The sequence below is a fragment of the Streptomyces sp. NPDC003284 genome, from assembly GCF_053589675.1.
On the sequence record NZ_JBSFSI010000010.1, the window covers coordinates 173,225 to 192,111 of the forward strand.

The 18,887-nt window shown below is 74.6% G+C and carries 15 protein-coding genes and 1 tRNA gene; 6 read left to right on the forward strand and 10 right to left on the reverse strand.

Going from position 1 to position 18,887, the window contains the following annotated elements; genetic code table 11:
- The first annotated feature begins 43 nt into the window (after positions 1-43).
- Positions 44-457: an SsgA family sporulation/cell division regulator gene (locus ACWDYF_RS22195; RefSeq protein ID WP_381740653.1), complete on the forward strand. Its 414-nt coding sequence runs from the start codon at positions 44-46 to the stop codon at positions 455-457.
- A gap of 49 nt (positions 458-506) precedes the next feature.
- Here ACWDYF_RS22195 and ACWDYF_RS22200 read toward each other — a convergent pair whose 3' ends face one another.
- Entirely contained in the window at positions 507-1,913 is a 1,407-nt protein-coding gene (locus ACWDYF_RS22200) for an FAD-binding oxidoreductase (RefSeq protein WP_389465899.1), read from the reverse strand.
- A gap of 188 nt (positions 1,914-2,101) precedes the next feature.
- Between ACWDYF_RS22200 and ACWDYF_RS22205 the strand changes: the two genes are divergently transcribed.
- The gene (locus ACWDYF_RS22205) at positions 2,102-3,610 is read left to right on the forward strand and encodes a tetratricopeptide repeat protein (RefSeq protein WP_389465896.1); all 1,509 of its coding nucleotides are present in this window, start codon (positions 2,102-2,104) and stop codon (positions 3,608-3,610) included.
- A gap of 89 nt (positions 3,611-3,699) precedes the next feature.
- Here the strand turns inward: ACWDYF_RS22205 and hppD are convergent, their stop codons facing one another.
- Positions 3,700-4,848, reverse strand: coding sequence for a 4-hydroxyphenylpyruvate dioxygenase (hppD, locus tag ACWDYF_RS22210; RefSeq protein ID WP_381740649.1), 1,149 nt, complete (start codon positions 4,846-4,848; stop codon positions 3,700-3,702).
- A gap of 123 nt (positions 4,849-4,971) precedes the next feature.
- Here hppD and ACWDYF_RS22215 point away from each other — a divergent pair, with 123 nt between their 5' ends.
- From ACWDYF_RS22215 to ACWDYF_RS22225, 3 genes are all read left to right on the forward strand, one after another.
- Entirely contained in the window at positions 4,972-5,439 is a 468-nt protein-coding gene (locus ACWDYF_RS22215) for an Lrp/AsnC family transcriptional regulator (protein WP_018565552.1), read from the forward strand.
- Between the two features lie 142 nt (positions 5,440-5,581).
- Positions 5,582-6,181: an ArsR/SmtB family transcription factor gene (locus tag ACWDYF_RS22220; protein WP_389465892.1), complete on the forward strand. Its 600-nt coding sequence runs from the start codon at positions 5,582-5,584 to the stop codon at positions 6,179-6,181.
- An 11-nt stretch (positions 6,182-6,192) separates the two neighbouring features.
- Positions 6,193-6,393, forward strand: a complete 201-nt coding sequence (locus tag ACWDYF_RS22225) for a hypothetical protein (RefSeq protein WP_389465889.1) — start codon at positions 6,193-6,195, stop codon at positions 6,391-6,393.
- Between the two features lie 17 nt (positions 6,394-6,410).
- On the opposite strand, the gene ACWDYF_RS22230 is transcribed toward ACWDYF_RS22225, so the two are convergent.
- From ACWDYF_RS22230 to ACWDYF_RS22245, 4 genes are all read right to left on the reverse strand, one after another.
- Positions 6,411-7,205 (reverse strand): S16 family serine protease, encoded by a 795-nt coding sequence (locus ACWDYF_RS22230; protein ID WP_381740643.1) that lies wholly within the window; start codon positions 7,203-7,205, stop codon positions 6,411-6,413.
- Between the two features lie 30 nt (positions 7,206-7,235).
- Positions 7,236-7,877: an IclR family transcriptional regulator gene (locus ACWDYF_RS22235; protein WP_018565548.1), complete on the reverse strand. Its 642-nt coding sequence runs from the start codon at positions 7,875-7,877 to the stop codon at positions 7,236-7,238.
- Between the two features lie 350 nt (positions 7,878-8,227).
- Positions 8,228-10,021 (reverse strand): DEAD/DEAH box helicase, encoded by a 1,794-nt coding sequence (locus ACWDYF_RS22240; protein WP_018565547.1) that lies wholly within the window; start codon positions 10,019-10,021, stop codon positions 8,228-8,230.
- A 124-nt stretch (positions 10,022-10,145) separates the two neighbouring features.
- A complete protein-coding gene (locus ACWDYF_RS22245; protein ID WP_389465885.1) occupies positions 10,146-11,738 on the reverse strand; it encodes an MFS transporter in 1,593 nt (530 codons plus the stop codon).
- Between the two features lie 218 nt (positions 11,739-11,956).
- On the opposite strand from ACWDYF_RS22245, the gene ACWDYF_RS22250 reads away from it, so the two are divergent.
- Positions 11,957-12,028: transfer RNA gene (locus tag ACWDYF_RS22250), tRNA-Cys, on the forward strand.
- A 27-nt stretch (positions 12,029-12,055) separates the two neighbouring features.
- Here ACWDYF_RS22250 and ACWDYF_RS22255 read toward each other — a convergent pair.
- The 4 genes from ACWDYF_RS22255 to ACWDYF_RS22270 form a co-directional block, all read right to left on the reverse strand.
- Positions 12,056-13,228, reverse strand: coding sequence for an SUKH-4 family immunity protein (locus ACWDYF_RS22255; protein ID WP_389465882.1), 1,173 nt, complete (start codon positions 13,226-13,228; stop codon positions 12,056-12,058).
- Positions 13,229-13,372: 144 nt separating this feature from the next.
- The gene (locus ACWDYF_RS22260) at positions 13,373-15,697 is read right to left on the reverse strand and encodes a xanthine dehydrogenase family protein molybdopterin-binding subunit (protein WP_389465879.1); all 2,325 of its coding nucleotides are present in this window, start codon (positions 15,695-15,697) and stop codon (positions 13,373-13,375) included.
- On the reverse strand, positions 15,694-17,880 hold the full coding sequence (locus tag ACWDYF_RS22265; protein WP_389465877.1) for a 2Fe-2S iron-sulfur cluster-binding protein: 2,187 nt from the start codon (positions 17,878-17,880) through the stop codon (positions 15,694-15,696). The genes ACWDYF_RS22260 and ACWDYF_RS22265 overlap by 4 nt, the downstream gene beginning before the upstream one ends.
- Entirely contained in the window at positions 17,877-18,770 is an 894-nt protein-coding gene (locus tag ACWDYF_RS22270; protein ID WP_018565542.1) for an FAD binding domain-containing protein, read from the reverse strand. Before ACWDYF_RS22270 ends, ACWDYF_RS22265 begins: the two co-directional genes overlap by 4 nt.
- Positions 18,771-18,887 lie beyond the last annotated feature (117 nt).

Consider the following 18,887-nt stretch of genomic DNA (forward strand, 5'->3'; position numbering starts at 1 on the left):
GGGCCGTACGCGACACGCGTCATGAGTGGAGAGGACGAGAACCATGCGACACACCGTGGTGGAGCGCGAGCTGGAGCTGAGGCTGATCCTGTCGCCCGAGCGGGGGATCCCCGTCCCGGCCCGGCTCGCCTACCGCACCGCCGATCCGTACGCCGTGCACATCGACTTCCATGTCGACTCCGGTCAGCCGGTGCACTGGGCGTTCGCCCGGGATCTGCTGGTGGAGGGGGTGTTCCGGCCGTGCGGCCACGGCGACGTACGGGTGTGGCCGTCGAAGGCGGAGGGCCGCAGCGTGGTGCTGATGGCGCTCAGCTCGCCGTCCGGTACGGCGCTGCTGGAGGCGCCCTCCGCGCAGGTGTCGTCGTGGCTGGAGCGCACCCTGCGGGTGGTGCCGCCGGGCAGCGAGGGCGAGCAGCTCGGGATCGACGCGGGGCTGGCCGGACTGCTCGCTCAGTGAGCCGGAGGAGCGGGAGGAGCGAGCGGGGCGGACGGGGGCCGGGCGGCGGTCAGAACAGCTTGCCCGGGTTGAGGAGGTTCAGCGGGTCGAAGACCTGTTTGACGGCCCGCTGCATCTCCACCCCGACCGGGCCGATCTCGCGCGCCAGCCACTCCTTCTTCAGGACGCCCACGCCGTGCTCGCCGGTGATGGTGCCGCCCAGCCGCAGCCCGAGGGCCATGATCTCGTCGAAGGACTCGCGGGCGCGCCGCGACTCCTCCGGGTCCCGGGCGTCGAAGCAGACGGTCGGGTGGGTGTTGCCGTCACCGGCGTGCGCGCAGACACCGATGGTGAGCCCGTACTTCGAGGCGATCCGCTCGACCCCGTCGAGCATCTCGCCGAGCCGGGAGCGGGGCACGCACACGTCGTCGATCATCGTCGTGCCCTTGACCGCCTCCAGCGCGGTCAGCGACATCCGGCGGGCCTGGAGCAGCAGTTCGGACTCGGCGGCGTCGTCGGCGGGGACGACCTGGGTGGCGCCGGCCGCCTCGCACAGCGCGCCGACGGCGGCGAGGTCGGCGGCCGGGTCGGGCGTGTCGAACGCGGCGAGCAGCAGCGCCTCGGTGGTCTCCGGCAGGCCCATGCGGGCCAGGTCGTTGACGGCCTTGACCGTCGTACGGTCCATCAGTTCGAGCATGGAGGGCACATGGCCGCCCTCCATGATCCGGCACACCGCGTCGCAGGCGGCGCTCGCGGAGGAGAACTCGGCGGCCAGCACGAGCTGCTGCGGCGGCTGCGGCTTGAGCGCGAGGACGGCCCGCACGACGATGCCGAGCGAGCCCTCGGAGCCGACGAAGAGCCGGGTGAGGTCGTACCCGGCGACACCCTTGGCGGTACGGCGGCCGGTGGACAGCAGGCGGCCGTCGGCGAGCACCACGTCCAGGCCGAGGACGTACTCCGCGGTGACCCCGTACTTCACGCAGCACAGGCCGCCGGAGGCGGTGCCGATGTTGCCGCCGATGGTGCACATCTCCCAGCTGGAGGGGTCCGGCGGGTAGGAGAGGCCGTACTCGTTGACCGCGCGGGAGAGGGTGGCGTTGACGACGCCGGGCTCGACGACCGCGACCCGGTCGACGGGGTTGATCTCCAGGATGCGGTCCATCTTGGTCAGGGAGAGGACGATGCAGCCGTCAGAGGCGTTGGCCGCGCCGGACAGGCCGGTGCGGGCGCCCTGCGGGACGACCGGGACGCGCAGCTCGGTGGCGGTCCGCATGACGTGCTGGACCTGTTCCACGGTGCGCGGCAGGACGACGACGGCCGGGGCGCCGGACGGGCAGAAGCTCGCCATGTCCTGGGCGTAGGCGGCGGTGACGTCGGGATCGGTGAGGACCGCCTCGGCCGGCAGGCCCGCGAGGAGCCGGTCGGTGAGGTTGGCCTCCACTGCGTCGGGTGCGGCTTGGATACGGCTCATGATCACAGCGTGACACCCGCGGCGACCGGTGGGAACCCCGTGGACGTGATCCCTCCGCCCGCCGGGTGGCCCGCCCGGTGCCCCTGTCCGGTGCCCCTGCCCGGTGGCGGCTGGTTGCGCCCGCCGGGTGGCCCTCGGCGCCGCCGCCGGGTCGCGCCGGGCGTGCGCGGGCGCACCGGCGCACAGTGTGCGCCATGGAGAAGCCTGCACGGACCCCGGACCCGGCCCCGGACCCAGCCCCGGCCATTCGCCCGGCGCGCGGGGGACGCCCGGCGCGCCGGACGGCGGCACGGATCCTCGTCGCGCTGGCCGTGCTGGGCGGCGCGGTCGGCGCGGTCCTGCTCGCGCGGCCCGCGGAGCGCCCGGCGCTGCGGCCGTCCGCGCCCGGGGCGCCCGGCGCGGCACGGGCGGCCGCACTGACGGCGGCGGCGCTGGACGCGGTGACGGCCGGGGTGCCCGCCGCGCTGCCCGGTCTGACGGAGCTGATCGCCGACCGGGAGCGGCGGGTGCGGGCGCATCCGGCGGACGCGCGGGCGTGGGCGGTGCTGGGAGCGGCGTACGTCGAGCGGGCGCGGCACACGGCGGATCCGGCCGGCCTCCCGGCGGCCGAACGGGCGCTGCGCACCTCGCTGCGGCTGAGCCCGGAGCACAACGCGGACGCGACCAGCGCCCTGGCGGCGCTGGCCGTCGAGCGGCGGGACTTCCCCGCGGCGCGCACCTGGGCCCAGCAGGCGCTGGCCCTGGCGCCGGGGCGCGGGGCGACGTACGCGCTGCTGATCGACGCCTGCACCGGGACGGGTGACCACAAGGCCGTCGGCCGCTATCTGGAGCAGTCGCTGAAGGCGGACCACTCCCCCGCCGCACGGGCGCGGGCCGCGGCCGTCTACCGGGACCGCGGCTGGCGCGAGGACGCGGCGGCCCAGCTCACGGACGCGGTGGCGGCCGCGACCGGACCGGCGGAACGGGCCGCGTACCTGGAGCAGTCCGGGCGCTACGCCTGGGAGCGCGGCGATCTCGACGAGGCACAGCGCTCCTTCACGGCGGCGCTGCGCCTGGACCCGGCCCGGCGGGACGCCCTGGCGGGGCGGGCCCGGACGCTGGCCTCGCTGGGCCGGTCCGCGGAGGCCGTGGCCGCCTACCGGCGGGCGCTGGGCGACCGGCCGCGCCCGGAACATCTGCTGGAACTGGGCGAGCTGTACGAGTCGCTGGGGCAGGACGGACCGGCCGAGGCGCAGTACGAGCGGGTGCGGGAGCGGGCCGGGCAGGAGGAGGCGGCCGGGGTGGACACCGCGCTGGTCCTCGGGCGGCTGGAGGCGGACCACGGGGATCCGGAGGAGGCGGTGCGCGGGCTGCGCGAGGAGTGGCGGCGCCAGCCGGGCACGGCGGTGGCCGACGCGCTGGGCTGGGCGCTGCACCGGGCGGGGCAGGACCAGGAGGCGCTGGAGTTCGCGACGACGGCGACGGAGGAGGCGCAGGGGGGCGGGGTGCGCGACGCGCTGTACGAGTTCCACCGGGGGGCGGTCGAGGCGGAGCTGGGGCTGACCGGACCGGCCCGCCGCCATCTGGAGCAGGCGCTGCGCACCGCCCCGGCCTTCTCCCCCCTCCGGGCGCCGGAGGCGGGCCGGGCGCTGGCGGAGCTGGGCGAGCCGGTGGCGGCGGAGGCGCCCGCGGGGGTGGAGGTGGCGGCGGACGCCACCGGATAGGCCCGCGACGGTGAGGCCCGGCCGCCGGGACGGACGGCCGGGCCTCACCGTTGCGGGGTGCGGTGCGGGTGCGGTGCGGTGCGGTGCGGTCAGAGGTTGCCGCGGCGCTCCTGCTCGCGCTCGATCGCCTCGAACAGGGCCTTGAAGTTGCCCTTGCCGAAGCCCATGGAGCCGTGCCGCTCGATGATCTCGAAGAACACCGTCGGGCGGTCCTGGACCGGCTTGGTGAAGATCTGGAGCAGGTAGCCGTCCTCGTCGCGGTCGGCGAGGATCTTCAGCTCGCGCAGGGTGTCGATGGGCACCCGGGTGTCGCCGACCCACTCGCCGAGGGTGTCGTAGTACGAGTCCGGGGTGTCCAGGAAGCGGACTCCGGCGGCGCGCATCTGGCGGACCGTGTGCACGATGTCGTTGGTGTTCAGCGCGATGTGCTGGACGCCGGCACCGCCGTAGAACTCCAGGTACTCGTCGATCTGGGACTTCTTCTTGGCGATGGCGGGCTCGTTGATCGGGAACTTGACCTTGAGCGTGCCGTCGGCCACCACCTTCGACATCAGCGCGCTGTACTCGGTGGCGATGTCGTCGCCCACGAACTCCTTCATGTTCGTGAAGCCCATGACCTTGTTGTAGAACTCGACCCACTCGTTCATCCGGCCGAGTTCGACGTTGCCGACGCAGTGGTCGACCGCCTGGAAGGAGCGCTGGGCGGGCGGCGCCACGATGGGCTCGGCGGAGGTGAAGCCCGGCAGGTAGGGGCCGTCGTAGCCCTTGCGCTCGACCAGGGTGTGCCGGGTCTCGCCGTAGGTGGCGATGGCGGCGAGGACGACCGTGCCGTGCTCGTCCTTCAGCTCGTACGGCTCGGTCACCGAGCGCGCGCCGTGCTCGACGGCGTAGGTGTACGCGGCCCGCGCGTCCGGGACCTCGATGGCGAGGTCGACGACGCCGTCGCCGTGGTCGGCCACGTGCTGGGCGAGGAAGCGGCCCCAGGGGGTGGAGGGCTTGATCACGGAGGTGAACACGAACCGGGCGGAGCCGCTCTCCAGGACATAGCTCGCGGTCTCGCGGCTGCCGTTCTCCGGTCCGGAGTAGGCGACCAGGGTCATGCCGAAGGCGGTGGAGTAGTAGTGCGCCGCCTGCTTGGCGTTGCCCACGGCGAAGACGACCGCGTCCATTCCCTTGACCGGGAAGGGGTCGGCCTGCCGTGCGGTCGCGTCGGGAGTGTGCTGTGTGGTCTGCGTCATAGGCGAAGCGTCACCCGGCTCCGCAAGGTGCGCAATAGTTCGCACAATCGCTGGGCAAGGTGACCAGTGAATGCCCGGTGACGTCGGGCTTTCTGTACAGGATGACCACCGGGAGGCGGGCTGATGGCGATCGATCATCTGGACGGCCGCATCATCGTGCTGCTGGCGCGCGAGCCGCGGATCGGTGTGCTGGAGATGTCCCGGCGGCTGGGGGTGGCGCGGGGGACGGCGCAGGCCCGGCTGGACCGGCTGCGCTCGGGCGGGGTGATCCGCGGCTTCGGCCCGGAGGTGGACCCGGCGGCGCTCGGCTATCCGGTCACCGCCTTCGCCACGCTCCAGATCCGGCAGGGGCAGGGCGCGGGGGTGCGGGCGCATCTGGCGACCGTGCCGGAGGTGCTGGAGCTGCACACCACCACCGGCACCGGCGACATGCTGTGCCGCCTCGTGGCCCGCTCCAACGCCGACCTCCAGCGGGTGATCGACCGGGTGGTGGGCATCGAGGGCATCGTCCGCGCCTCCACGGCGATCGTGATGGAGAACCCGGTGCCGATGCGGATCATCCCGCTGGTGGAGCAGGCGGCGGAGGAGTGACCCGGCGGGGGCCCGGTCCCGGCCCCCGGGAGATCGCGTACAGCGGGAGAGCCCGGACAAAGAGTCACCCGGACAAAGATACAAAGACTTAGTTGCAAAGAAGTCCTTGCAAGGGTTCCTTTGCAAGGCTATCTTTGTACGCATGCCGGAACCCGAACTGCCCGAGCCCGAACTGCCCGAAGTCCGCCGCCTGGACGCCCGGACGCTCCGCGGGCTGGCCCACCCCCTGCGGATGCAGCTGCTCACCGCGCTGCGCCAGGGCGGCCCCGCCACCGCCTCCCAGCTCGCCGCCGGGCTGGGCGAGTCCAGCGGCGCCACCAGCTACCACCTGCGCCAGCTCGCCGCGCACGGCTTCATCGAGGACGCGCCCGAGCACGGCAAGGGCCGCGAGCGCTGGTGGCGGGCGGCGCACGACGGCGTGAGCTTCGACGAACAGCTCCTCAAGGACCCCGACCCGACCGTGCGCGGCGCCGCCGACGTGTTCCTGCACGGGATCGCCAACCACCACACCCAGGAACTGGCGACCTGGCTCGCCACCAGGAACGACTGGGGCGAGGGCTGGAGCCGGGCCTCGGACATGAGCGACTGGACCCTGCGCCTGACGCCCGACCTCGCCCGCGACCTCATCGAGAAGATGCACGCGCTCCTGAACAGCTACCGGGCCCTGGCCCCGGAGGAGAACACCCCGGACAGCGAGCAGGTCCGCATCCACACGCACGTCCTCCCCACCCGTACGGCCTGAGAGGCAGCCCGATGCACTCCGAGATCCATCTCGCCCTGCACCACGACCGCGCCGCCGCACTCCGCGCGGAGGCCGACGCCGACCGGCTGGCCGACGGCGCACGGCAGCGGCAGACCCGCGGCCTGAGGGGCCGGCTCGGCTGGACCCTCGTGGAGGTCGGCCTGCGCCTGGCCACAGCCGCCCCCGCCGCCCCGCGCGCCGTGACGGTCTGACGGCTCGGTACGACCCGCTAACAGCTCGGTACGGCCGACTCCTTGCCCTCGCGCAGGGCGGTCAGGGCGGTGATCGCGCCCTTCAGCGTGGTCACCGGGACCAGGCGCAGCCCCTCGGGCAGTTCCGCCCCGGCGTCCTTGCACTCGGCCCGGGGCACCAGGAAGACCGTGGCGCCGTCCCGCCGCGCGGCCTGCGTCTTGAGGCCGACCCCGCCGACCGCGCCCACCGTGCCGTCGGGGGTGATGGTGCCGGTGCCCGCGATCGTCCGGCCGCCGGTGAGATCGGCGCCGCCGCCGGCGCCGTGCAGCTTGTCGACGATGCCCAGGGAGAGCAGCAGCCCCGCACTGGGACCGCCGACGTTGGCGAGGTCGAGCTTGACGTCGATCTTCTCGCCGGACCTGCCGAGGTACTTCAGCGCCGCCTGGGTCGCCGAGTCCTGCGACTCCTTCATCTGTGCGGCGTTGTGCTGCTCGATCTGCCGTACGGTGTCGCCGCTCGGGTAGACCGCGTCGCGCGGCATGACCGCGCGGTCGGTGGCGAACCAGCCGTCGATCACCTCGCTCAGCGAGATGCGCGCGTCCGGACCGGTCGCCTCGATCGTCGTCATCCGCAGCTGCCCGGTCGTGCCGCGCACGGGCGCCCCGGAGATGGTGATCACCTGGTTGCCCCGGTAGCTGCCGAGCACGTCCGCCGTCGACCCCGGCTGCGCCACCGAGAACGGCAGCGGCGCGAAGACCGCCGTGGCGATCAGGGCCACGACGGGCAACGCGCAGACGGTGAGGGCCTGGGGGCGTGTGAGGCGAGAGAGCACGGAATCAATCTACGCGACCGCGCGGCACCCTCATCTGAGAGCCTCGGCCACCTCACGGGCCGCGTCCACCACCCGCGGCCCCACCCGCTCGGGCACCGCGTCGGCGAGCATCACCACCCCCACGCTGCCCTCGACGCCGGTCACCCCGAGCAGCGGCGCGGCGGCACCGCAGGCACCCGCCTCCAGTTCGCCGTGGGTGAGGATGTAGCCGGGTTCGGCCGACGGCTGGCGGCGGGCGGTCAGTATCGCCTTGCCCGCGGCGCCCCGCTCCAGGGAGTGGCGGAAACCGGCCCGGTAGGCCACGTGGTAGTCGGTCCAGGTCGGCTCGACCACGGCGACCGCGAGCGCCTCCGCGCCGTCCACCAGCGTCAGATGCGCGGTCGCCCCGATGTCCTCGGCCAGCGACCGCAGTGCGGGCAGCGCCGCCTCGCGCACCAGCGGGTGCACCTGGCGGCCCAGCCGCAGCACCCCGAGTCCGACCCGGGCCCGGCCGCCCAGGTCGCGGCGGACCAGCGCGTGCTGTTCGAGGGTGGCGAGCAGGCGGTAGACGACGGTCCGGTTCACGCCCAGTCTCTGGGACAGCTCGGTGACGGTCAGCCCGTGGTCCGTGTCGGCCAGCAGTTTGAGGACCCGCAGTCCCCGGTCGAGCGTCTGGGATGTCTCCGCGGTCACGACGCCCACTCCTTCAGTGGTGAGGTCGGCGGCGCTCATCGCGGCGGGGCGTCACCGAGTCCCGTCAGTGACGCGCGACAGAGGCCGCCGATCGGCCGGCGGGTCCGGGGGCGGTCCCGGACTCGGTCGCTTCACGGCTGCGCTCCGCGGCGGCGCTGCCACGGGGCGTGTGCGTAGCGGGACAGTAGCGAAGCCGGTTCGCTGAGCGGAAGGCTCCGTCCAGAATCCGGTCAACGACCGAAACAAACTGCTCGCGTTCGTCCCGATACGTACCGCACCCGCCTGCACACATCCCTCACACGCCCCCGGGGCCCCACGGTCCGTCTCCGGCCCCCGGCGCACCGGTGCCGTCAGCGCATCCGGGTCGCCCACTCCTGCACCTTGGCGATGCGCTGGCGCAGCTGTCCGGCGGTGGCCTCCGCGCTCGGCGGGCCGCCGCACACCCGGCGCAGCTCGGTGTGGATCACGCCGTGCGGCTTGCCGCTCTGGTGGACGTAGGCGCCGACCATGGTGTTGAGCTGCTTGCGCAGCTCCATCAACTCCTTGTGGGTCACCACCGGGCGCCGCTCGGCGGGCAGTTCGAGCAGATCCGCCTCGTCGTCCGGCTTCTTGCGGCTGTGCGCGATCTGCCGCGCCTGCCGCTTCTGGAGCAGCATCTGCACCTGCTCGGGCTCCAGCAGCCCCGGGATGCCGAGGTAGTCCTGCTCCTCCTCGCTGCCCGGGTGGGCCTGCATGCCGAACTCGGCGCCGTCGTAGAGAACCCGGTCGAAGACGGCGTCGGACTCCAGCGCCTCGAACGGCAGCATGTCCTGCTCGCCGGTGTCCTCGTCCTGCTCCTTGTTCGCCTCGTCCATCTCCTTCTCGGACTCGGCGTAGGGGTCCTCCTCGCCCTCCTTCTTCGGCTTGTCGAGGGCGTGGTCGCGCTCGACCTCCATCTCGTTGGCGAAGGTCAGCAGGTCGGGGATGGTCGGCAGGAACACGGACGCGGTCTCGCCGCGCCGCCTGGACCGTACGAAACGGCCGACGGCCTGGGCGAAGAAGAGCGGGGTGGAGATCGTCGTCGCGTACACCCCGACCGCGAGCCGCGGCACGTCGACACCCTCGGACACCATGCGCACGGCGACCATCCAGCGGTCGTCGCCGTGGCTGAAGTCGTCGATGCGCTGCGAGGCGCCGGTGTCGTCGGACAGGACGACGGTGGCGCCCTCCCCGGTGATCTCGCGGATCAGCTTGGCGTAGGCGCGCGCGGAGTCCTGGTCGGAGGCGATGACCAGCGCACCGGCGTCCGGGATGGCCTTGCGGACCTCGGTGAGCCGCTGGTCGGCGGCGCGCAGCACGGACGGCATCCACTCGCCGCGCGGATCGAGCGCGGTGCGCCACGCCTGGCTGACGGCGTCCTTGGTCATCGGCTCGCCGAGCCGGGCCTCGATCTCGTCGCCCGCCTTGGTGCGCCAGCGCATGTTGCCGCTGTAGGAGAGGAAGATGACCGGCCGGACGACGCCGTCGCCCAGCGCCGAACCGTAGCCGTAGGTGTAGTCGGCGGACGAGCGGCGGATGCCGTCGTTGCCCTCCTCGTACGTGACGAAGGGGATGGGGTTGGTGTCGGAGCGGAACGGCGTACCGGTCAGCGCGAGCCGCCGGGCGGCCGGTTCGAACGCCTCCAGGCATGCCTCGCCCCACGACTTGGAGTCTCCGGCGTGGTGGATCTCGTCGAGGATGACGAGGGTCTTGCGCTGCTCGACGCGGTTGCGGTGCAGCATGGGGCGGACGCCGACACCGGCGTAGGTGACGGCCACTCCGTGGTACTCGCGGCCCAGCGGGCCCGCGCTGTACTCGGGGTCCAGCTTGATGCCTATGCGTGCGGCGGCCTCCGCCCACTGCTTCTTCAGGTGCTCGGTGGGCGCGACCACGGTCACCTGCTGGACGACGTGGTGGTGCAGCAGCCAGGAGGCGAGCGTCAGCGCGAAGGTGGTCTTGCCGGCGCCGGGGGTGGCGACGGCGAGGAAGTCGCGCGGCTGCTCCTGGAGGTACTTCTCCATCGCGCCCTGCTGCCAGGCACGCAGCTTGCTGGCGGTTCCCCACGGGGCACGGCCGGGGAAGGCGGGCGAGAGGTGATGGGAGGCGGCGGCGGTGGTGGTAGTCACGGTCTCCGGTTCGCTGTGCTGGGGGCTCGGGGCTCGGCTACGTATGACAACCGGGCCACCCTACCGGTGTCCTCACCCCGGCCCTGAGCCGACGACACCCCACCGGGGGCGGGTGCGACACGGGTCACAGATCATCCGTGACGTCATCCGTGACGTCATCCGTGAGATCGGCCGTGAGATCGCCCGTGATGGGGTGTCCGTCCGTGCCGTCGGGGGTCCGGAGCCGCCGCGTCACCCACGCGCCCGCGAGCGCCACCCCCGCCATCGGCAGGAAGACCGCCGCGAAGGCGGCGGGGTGGGCGGCGGTGCCGCTGGCCGCCGCCGTGGTGTGGGCCACCGTGCCGCCGCCCAGCGCGGCGAAGGCGGCGCCGCCCGCGGCGAGCAGGAGCACGTTGGAGAGGGCGTCGGACAACTGGAGGGCGGCGGAGTTGGCGCCGGCCTCCTCGGGGGCGGACAGCTTCAGCAGGAGCACGCTGGTGGAGGAGATCACGAGGCCCATGCCGAAGCAGCCGAAGCCCCAGGCGACGGCGACCGTCCACACCGGGACGGAGTGGATCAGCACGCTCGGCGCGGTGGCGACGGCCGCCGCGACCAGCACCATGCCGAGCGTCATCAGCCGCTCCCGGTGGGCCGCCGGGCCCGGCCGGGACTGCACCCAGGAGCCCAGCGCCCAGGTGGCCCCGCCCGCGGCGAGCGAGAACCCGGCCAGGGTCGGGGACAGACCGCGCTGGGTGACGAGCATCAGCGGGACGAAGGACTCGGCGGCGATGAACGACCCGGCGGCCACGCCGCGCAGCAGCACCACGGAGGGCAGACCGCGCGCCGCCCGCCAGGTGCCGTGCGGCAGCAGCCCGCGCACGGCCGGCACCAGCAGCGCGGCGCCCGCCGCACCCGGGAGCAGCGAGATCCAGCGCAGGTCCTGGGCCGCGTACTGGAGGAGTCCCGCGCCGAGGGAGAGGACGAGGGCGAGCCGGATGCGGCGGGCGTCGAAGGCCGCGGTGCCCCGGTCCGCTCTCCCACCGCCCCCCTTCGCCGGACCGGCGTCGTGCACCGGGCCCGAGGCCCGGCGGCGTATCTGCGGCAGGGCCATCGCCAGCGGGAGCACCACCAGGACGGGGATGCCGATGAACACCCAACGCCAGCCCAGGTGTTCGGTCACCGCGCCGGAGGCGAGCGGCCCGACGATCGAGGGGACCACCCAGCCCGCCGCGAACGCCGCCATGATCGCCGGACGCAGCCGCTCGGGGTAGGCCCGGCCGACGACCACGTACAGCGCGACGATCACCAGTCCGCCGCCCAGGCCCTGGACCGCCCGGCCCAGGATGAACACCCACATCGTGCCCGCGGTACCGGCGAGCAGCAGCCCGGCGGCGAACGCCCCGATGCCCGTGGTGAGCGCGGCCAGCGGACCGCGCCGGTCCGCCCACTGCCCGGCGAGCACCATCCCGAACAGGCTGGTCGTGAAGTACCCCGAGAACGCGAACGCGTACAGCGGCACCCCGTGCAGTTCCCGCGCCGCGACCGGCATGGCCGTGCCCACGGCGGTCGCCTCGAAGGCGATCAGCAGCACGACGGAGACGATCCCGATACTGAGCGCCCGGTGGGCCCGGCCCAGCACCGACCCTTCCGCCGCCTCCCGGACGGACGGCGGAGCGGGCGTCCCGGATCTGCCAGGGGTGTCGGCGACATCGGCGTCGCGTGGTTCGAGGGCGGTCATGGTCGCCAGCGTAAGGTGCACGGCCCGCTGTGACCCCTGTCCGGAGTCGCCCTCGCGACGGGACCTTGGTCGTACGACCCCGCGCGCCGCCCTCCCCCGTTCATGAACGCCGTATGGCAGTCCCGTTGCACCCCCGCCTCTCCCCTTGAGTCCCCCGCCCCACCCGCCCTACGGTCATCACACCGACACGGCGGCCCGCCTCACGGCCCCGCCGACCCGGCCGTGTGCCCGAGTGGTTGAGGGACTCGCCTGCAAAGCGAGTTACGCGGGTTCGATTCCCGCCACGGCCTCCGGACGAGGGCGGGGCAGGTGGAGGGTCACAGGACTCCGCCTGCCTCGTCCTGGAACATTTCTGTCCAGTAGTGCCAGTCGGTGTCCGGGGTGGTGCCCGTCGGGTCGATGGTGGTGAGGGCCTGGATCATGAGCATCGCGAGCTGGTCGTAGGCGTCGGTGGTGAGTTCGGCGTCGAGGTCGGCGTCGATCTGCTTCTCGCGGTGCAGGAGCCAGAGGGTGTAGGCGAGGGTGGAGACGTCCGTGTTGAGCGGGCGGAGCAGGGCTTCCGGTTCGCTCCAGTTCCAGACCGTGCCCGTGGCGCCGTCGACGACCAGGCTGTTGTCGGCGACGAGGTGGCCGAGGCGTATCAGGCGGTCGGCGGGGACCGGGAGTCCGGTGGGCGGCAGGGGCGGGCGGCTGGCGTCGGTGTGGTGCTCGGTGAGGGTGGGCAGGGGGACGTCGGTGTCCAGCTGGAAGAGGATGCCGTCCTCGGGGAGGCCCGTCTCGCGCAGGAAGCGGCGGGTCGGCTCGTGGGTGAGGGCGGCGGGGAAGTCGACGTCCTCGAAGCGGGCGACGCGGCCGGGGCCGAACTCCGTCTCCAGGAGGCGGGCGGGCAGGTCGAGGGCGAGGCCCGAGCGGGTGCCGGGGCCCGCGATCAGGGCCAGGGGGCGGATGAGGGCGGCGGCCTTCCAGAACGGCGGCACCTCGCCGTCCGTGCCCTCCTCGAACACGGCCAGGAGCTGGCGGGACGCCTCCGCCACCGCCTCCGGGCCGTACCGCCCGGCGTAGGAGGCGAACTGGCCGCGCAGGCCCGCCAGTTCCTCCGTGACCGCGGCGAAGCGGACCAGGGCGTCCAGGGACGGGGCCAGCGGGGCGGCGTCCATCAGGTCGGGGCGGTCGTGCAGGAAGTACGTCGTGGAGACCTCGCCGGTGCCGCCGTCGAGCAGCAGTGTGTCCGCCTCCAGACCGCCGGGGCCCAGCAGACCGCCTATCACCAACTGGTCGCGCAGCTCGGCGTCGAGTCCGTCGGGGTCACCCGTGGAGTCGGCCACCGTGCGCAGGCCGTCGCGGCGCAGCGGAGCGAACGTCAGGTACGCGCTGTCGGCCGGCAGGCCGGGGCCGGTCAGCCGGTGGCGGGTCGGCGCGTGCGTGACGTACGGGTCGAGGGCGGCCTCGGGCAGGGTGATCACCGCGGTGGCGGCGCCGGTCGTGCTCATCTGTCCCCCGTGTCCCGTGATTCCGTGGTTCCGTGTGTCCCGGTGCGGGTCGGGCCGCGGAAGCCGTCCTCCCCACTGCCCAGCACACTACGCCGCACCACTGACAACGCCCCCGGCCTGGGGAAACACCCGGGGAACGGGTGGTCACCCGCCGGTGACGACCGCGGCCTGGGGGCGGATCGGCAGGCGGTTGACCGGGCGGCCGGTGGCGGCACGCACGGCGGAGGCGATCGCCGCCGGGGAGGTGACGACCGGGACCGCGCTGACCGCCTTGGCGCCGAAGGGGGCCACGACGTCCCGTTCCTCGACCAGGCGCACGATCTGGATGTCGGGCGTGTCCAGGGCGGTGGGCAGGGCGTAGCCCGTGAGGTCGGGGTGGCGGAGCAGGCCGCGCGGGGCGCGCAGGTTCTCCGTGAGCGCGATGCCCACGCCCTGGGTGACACCCGCCTCGATCCGGGCGGCCAGCTGCGCGGGGTTGAGGACGCGTCCGACGTCCTGGGCCACGGCCAGCTCCACCACCCGCACCGAGCCCAGTTCGATGTCCACGTCCACCACCGCGCGGATCGCGCAGAAGGCGAGGCCGACGAAGGCGTCTCCCTGGCCCGACTCGTCCAGCGGTTCCGTGGGGTGCGGCCGGCACTGCGCCGTGGCCCACAGCTCCTTGCCCTCCATCGCCTCGGTGACCGTGGTCGACAGCACGCCGTCGTAGGAGGTGATCTTGCCGTCGGCGATCTGGAGGAGTTCGGTGGACATGCCGAACTTGTGCGCCAGCGGCTGGAGGAGCTGGGTGCGGACCATCTTCGCCGCGCGTTCCACCGCGCCGCCCGACACCCAGGTGTGGCGGCCGCGGCAGCCCGCGCCGGCCGAGGGCTGGTCGGTGTCGACGGGGGCCACGTGCACCTCGTCGACGCCCAGCGTCTCCTGGACGATCTGCCGGGCGAGCGTGGTGAATCCCTGGCCGGTCTCGACGGCCGCGCAGAGCACGGTCGCGACGCCGTCGTGGACCTTCACGGTGGCCGTGGACACCTCGTCGGCGCCCTCGGCGCCGAGCATGTGGACCATGCCCAGGCCGTAGCCCACGCCCCGGCGCACCGCGCCCGGGTCGCCCGCGCCCTCGGGGCCGCCGGGCAGCAGCCACTCGTCCTCGGGGGTGTCCTTGGGCAGCGGCGGCAGCGGCTGGTCCCGTACGGCCTGGAGCAGTTCGGCGACCGGTGCCGGGCAGGTCACCGTCTGGCCGGTGGGCAGCACGTCGCCGGTGGCCAGCACGTTGCGCAGGCGCAGTTCGGCCGGGTCGACGCCGAGTTTCCTGGCCAGTTTGTCCATCTGCGCCTCGTAGGCGGCGCACACCTGGAGGGCGCCCTCGCCGCGCACATGGCCCGAGGGCGGGTTGTTGGTGCGTACCGCCCAGCCCTCGATGAAGGCGTGCGGGACGACGTACGGGCCGCAGGCGAAGGACACGGCGGCGGCCAGCGCCTCGGCGGAGGTGTCGGCGTAGGCGCCCGCGTCCAGCAGGATCTGCGCCTCGACCTTCACCAGCCGCCCCTCGGCGTCGGCGTGGTGGCGGTAGCGCAGCAGGGTGGGGTGGCGGTGGACGTGGCCGAGGAAGGACTCCTCGCGGGTCGCCGTCAGCTTCACCGGGCAGCCGGTGCGCAGCGCCAGCAGGCCCAGCGGGAGCTGGAAGCCCTGGTCCTCGCGATCGGCCGTGGCGCCGGGCACGCCGGTGACGACGATCTTGACGCGGTCGGGCGCCAGGCCGTAGCAGGCGGCGAGCGTGTCCCGGTCGGCGTGCGGGTCGGTGGAGGCCACGTACAGCTCGACGCCGCCGTCCGGGCGGGGCACCGCGAGCCCGGCCTCGGCGCCGATGGGCGCCGGGTCCTGGCGGCCGATGCGGTACAGACCCTCGACGACGACCTCTGCGGCCGCCTCCGGGTCGCCGTGGCGCAGCGGGATGTGCCGGATCAGATTGCCGTCGGGGTGCAGCGGTTCGGCCTCGAACGCCTGCTCGGGGTCGGTGACCGGGTCGAGCACCTCGTACTCGACGATGACGGCGGCGGCGGCCATCCGCGCGGTGTCCGGGTGGTCGGCGGCGACGGCGGCGATGGGCTCGCCGTGGTGGCGTACGACGTCGGAGGCGAACACCGGCCGGTCGGCCCGGCCCCGGCCGTACAGGGGGCTGCCGGGCACGTCCTCGTGGGTGACGACGGCGCGGACACCGGGCATCTCGCGCGCGTGGCGGGTGTCGATGGACACGATGCGCGCGTGCGGGTGCGGTGAGCGCAGCACGGCCGCCCACAGCAGGCCCTCGGCCCACAGGTCGGCCGCGTACGGGAAGGTGCCCTCCGTCTTGGCGCGGGCGTCGGCGGGCGGCAGCGAGGAGCCGATCCCGTGCGGCAGCGGCTCCGGCGCGGACGCGGACTCCGCGGCGGAGGCGGCGGAAGCGGTGGCAGCGGTGCCGGCGTCGTTGCTCACGCCTGGCCTCCGTCCTGGCCGTAGGGGTCGTGCGGGTGGTGCGGATCGTGCGTGTCGTGCGGTGGTTCGTGCGGGGCGCGCGCCTCGCCGTGGCCCTGCGGGTCCGGGTGCGGGCGCGGGTGTCCGTGCGTGTCGGGCGTGTCGGGCGTGTCGAAGGCGGACGGGTGGACGCCGCCCGCTCCGGGGCCCGCCTGGTGCGGGATGCGGGGCTCGTCGGTGTCCGGCGCGCCGCCACCGTCGGCGGGGTGCCGCGCGGCGCGGTGGTCCGCGCCCGCGGACTCGGCCGCCGCGTGCTCCGCCGCCGCCTGTGCCTCGCGTTCGGCGACGACCTCCTCGACGGCCCGCAGGACGCCCTTGTAGCCCGAGCAGCGGCACAGGTTGCCGCACAGGGCCTGCCGGGCCTCGCGCTCGCTCGGGGCCGGGTTGCCCTCCAGCAGGTCGTGCACGGTCATCGCCATGCCGGGCACGCAGAAGCCGCACTGCACCGCGCCGCAGCGCGCGAGCGCCCGCTGCACGTCCGAGGGCTGCCCGTCGGCGGCCAGGCCCTCGACGGTACGGACCTCGCTGCCGGCCGTGGTGACGGCGGGCACCAGGCAGGAGGCGACGAGGCGGCCGTCCACCTGCACGTTGCAGGCGCCGCACTCGCCCTGCGAGCAGCCGTCCTTGGCGCCCGCGAGGCCGAGCCGCTCGCGCAGCACGTAGAGCAGCGACTCACCGATCCAGGCGTCGGTGACGGGGCGGTCCACGCCGTTGACGCGCAGCACGTAGGAGGCGAGCGGGTGTTCGTCCTGCGGCGGCACGGGGGGCGGGCCCTGCGGGTCCGGTGCGGTCGCCGTCCCGGGGTGGGGGGTGTCGGTGCCGGGGCCGTCCTCGGGCTCGGCGGCTTCGGGGGCCGCCTCCGTGGCCGCGGCCGCATCCGCGGCCGCATCCGTCTCGGTCGTTCCCGTCGCTTCGGCCGGTCCGGTCTGTTCGGGGTCCGTGGCGTCGGTGGCCGTGTCGGGGCCGGGGGCGGGTTCGGCCGCCGGGGCGGGGGTGTCCTCCGGGGCCGTGGGCGGCTCCTGGGCGGCCCGGGAAGCGGCGGGGGTGTCCTCGGCCGGGGCGGGGCCCGCGGGCGGCTCGGTGGCGCCCTCGGCGGCCTCCACGGGGCCTTCGCCGTCCTCCGCCGTGGCCTCCTCGGGGAGTTGCCCGGCGGCGGGCTCGGCCGGGTGGCCTGCTTCGGTGGGCTGCGCGGGCCGCGTGGGACCCGTGGGACCCGTGGCCTCCGGTGCCTCGGCGGGCTCCTCCGCCGGTGCCTCCGGTACGGCCGCCTCGGCCGCCTCGGTCGGCGCGGGATGCCCGGGGTGCCCCGGATGCCCGGGAGCAGCCCCCGGGTGGTCGGCCGTCGGGTGCTCCGGCGCCGGGGCCGGGAGACCGGCTCCGTACGAGTGCCCGGACGGGTCGCTCCCGTACGCCTGCCCACCCTCGTACGGCTGGTCACTCTCGTACGGCTGGTCGGCCCCGTACGGCTGGTCGTCGCTCTCGTAGGGCTGCGCCGGGGCGGGTTCCTGCGCGGTCCGGCCCCACGGCTGGCCCGCGCCCTCCGTGGCCCAAGGGGCGGGGGCGCCGCCGGGCAGGGTGGCCGGCGGGGTGCCGCCCCACTGCTCGATGAGCGCCGATGTGGTGAACTCGCCGGATTCGTCCGGGATGTCACCCCCGGCCACCGGAATCGACCACTGCCCGGTCACGTCGTGTCCGGGCACCGCTCCCCGCGCCGCCGCCTCCTGGTGGTGGCCCGGGTGCTCCTGATGGCCGTGGACCTCCTGGAAGTTCCACTGCTGGGTCGCGTCCGGCCGGTAGGCGTACGGGGCGCCCGCGCCCGGGTCGCCGCCGGTGCCCTCGTCCTGCCGGGGCACCGCGTTCGGGTCGGGCCAGCCCGCTCCCGGGGCGGGCACGCCGGGCACCGCCCAGGTGCCGGTGGCCGCCGGGTCGGTGGCCTCGGCCGGGGCGGCGGTGACCGTTATCTGCGGCGGCACATAGCCGTGGCCGGGCGCGGCGAGCGGGCTGTCGGCGGCCAGCAGGGCGTCGACACCGCCCTCGGGGAGCTGCACGAACGCGGTGGCGCCGTCGTCGTAGTCGCCCTGCGGCAGCGGGTCCCACCGGCCGCCGCCGTGAGGCGTGCCCTGTCCGTGCTGGTCGTCGGTCACGACAGCGCCCTCCCCAGTGCTCGCCGGGCCAGTGCGGCGACGGTCCGCCGCAGGTGCAGTACGGCGGGCGGCAGTTGCTGCACCGAGCCGTCCTCGGCCGGAACCGGGTCGGGGATGCAGGCCGCGGCCACGTACTCGCCGAAGGCGTCCAGCGCCTCCGGGACGATCGCGCGGCCGTTGTCCCAGTCGATGAGCGAGGCCACCCACTGCTCGGCGTCCAGCGGCCTGAGCGGCATCGGCGCTATGGCGCCCACCGCGCAGCGCACCCCGCGCCGGGCCGGGTCGAGGACCAGCGCCACGGACGCGACCGCTCGGCCGGGGCCGGTGCGGCCGGTGGCCTTGAGGAAGACCTGCGGCGCGTGCAGCAGCGGGACGCGTACGTAGCCGATGAGTTCGCCGCCGCGGAGCATCTCCACACCGGCCAGCAGGTGCGAGACCGGGAGTTCGCGGCGGGCGCCGTCCGGGCCCGCGACGATCAGGGTCGCCTCCAGGGCGGCCAGCACCGGCAGCGCGTCCCCGGTGGGGGCGGCCGAGGCGATGTTGCCGCCCAGGGTGCCGGCGTTGCGGATGTGCGGCGGTCCGGCGGCGCGGGCGGCGGCGGCGAGCGCCGGGATCAGGGCGGCGAAGTCGGGACGGCCCATCCGCGCGTGGGTGAGACCGGCGCCGAGCAGCGCGTGCCCGTCCTGGTACTGCCAGCCGCGGATCTCGCTGATCCGGCCGAGGCCGACCAGCGCGGCGGGCCTGAGCTGCCCGGAGTTGACGGCGGCCATGAGGTCGGTGCCGCCGGCCACGGGCACGGCGGCGGGCATGGCCGCGAGTGCCGCCACGGCCTCGTCGAGTGTCGTGGGCAGCGTGACGGCCTGCGCCGCCTGTGGTGCGTGCGTGGTCAAACCGGCTGCCCCTTCCCGCTGCCCCACTGGTCCCACCCGTGCTGCCGTACGGTACGGCCTGACAGGGCGGACGTGGCAACTCTGGCACATCTTCGCAGGGCTCGCGGACACGGGTCC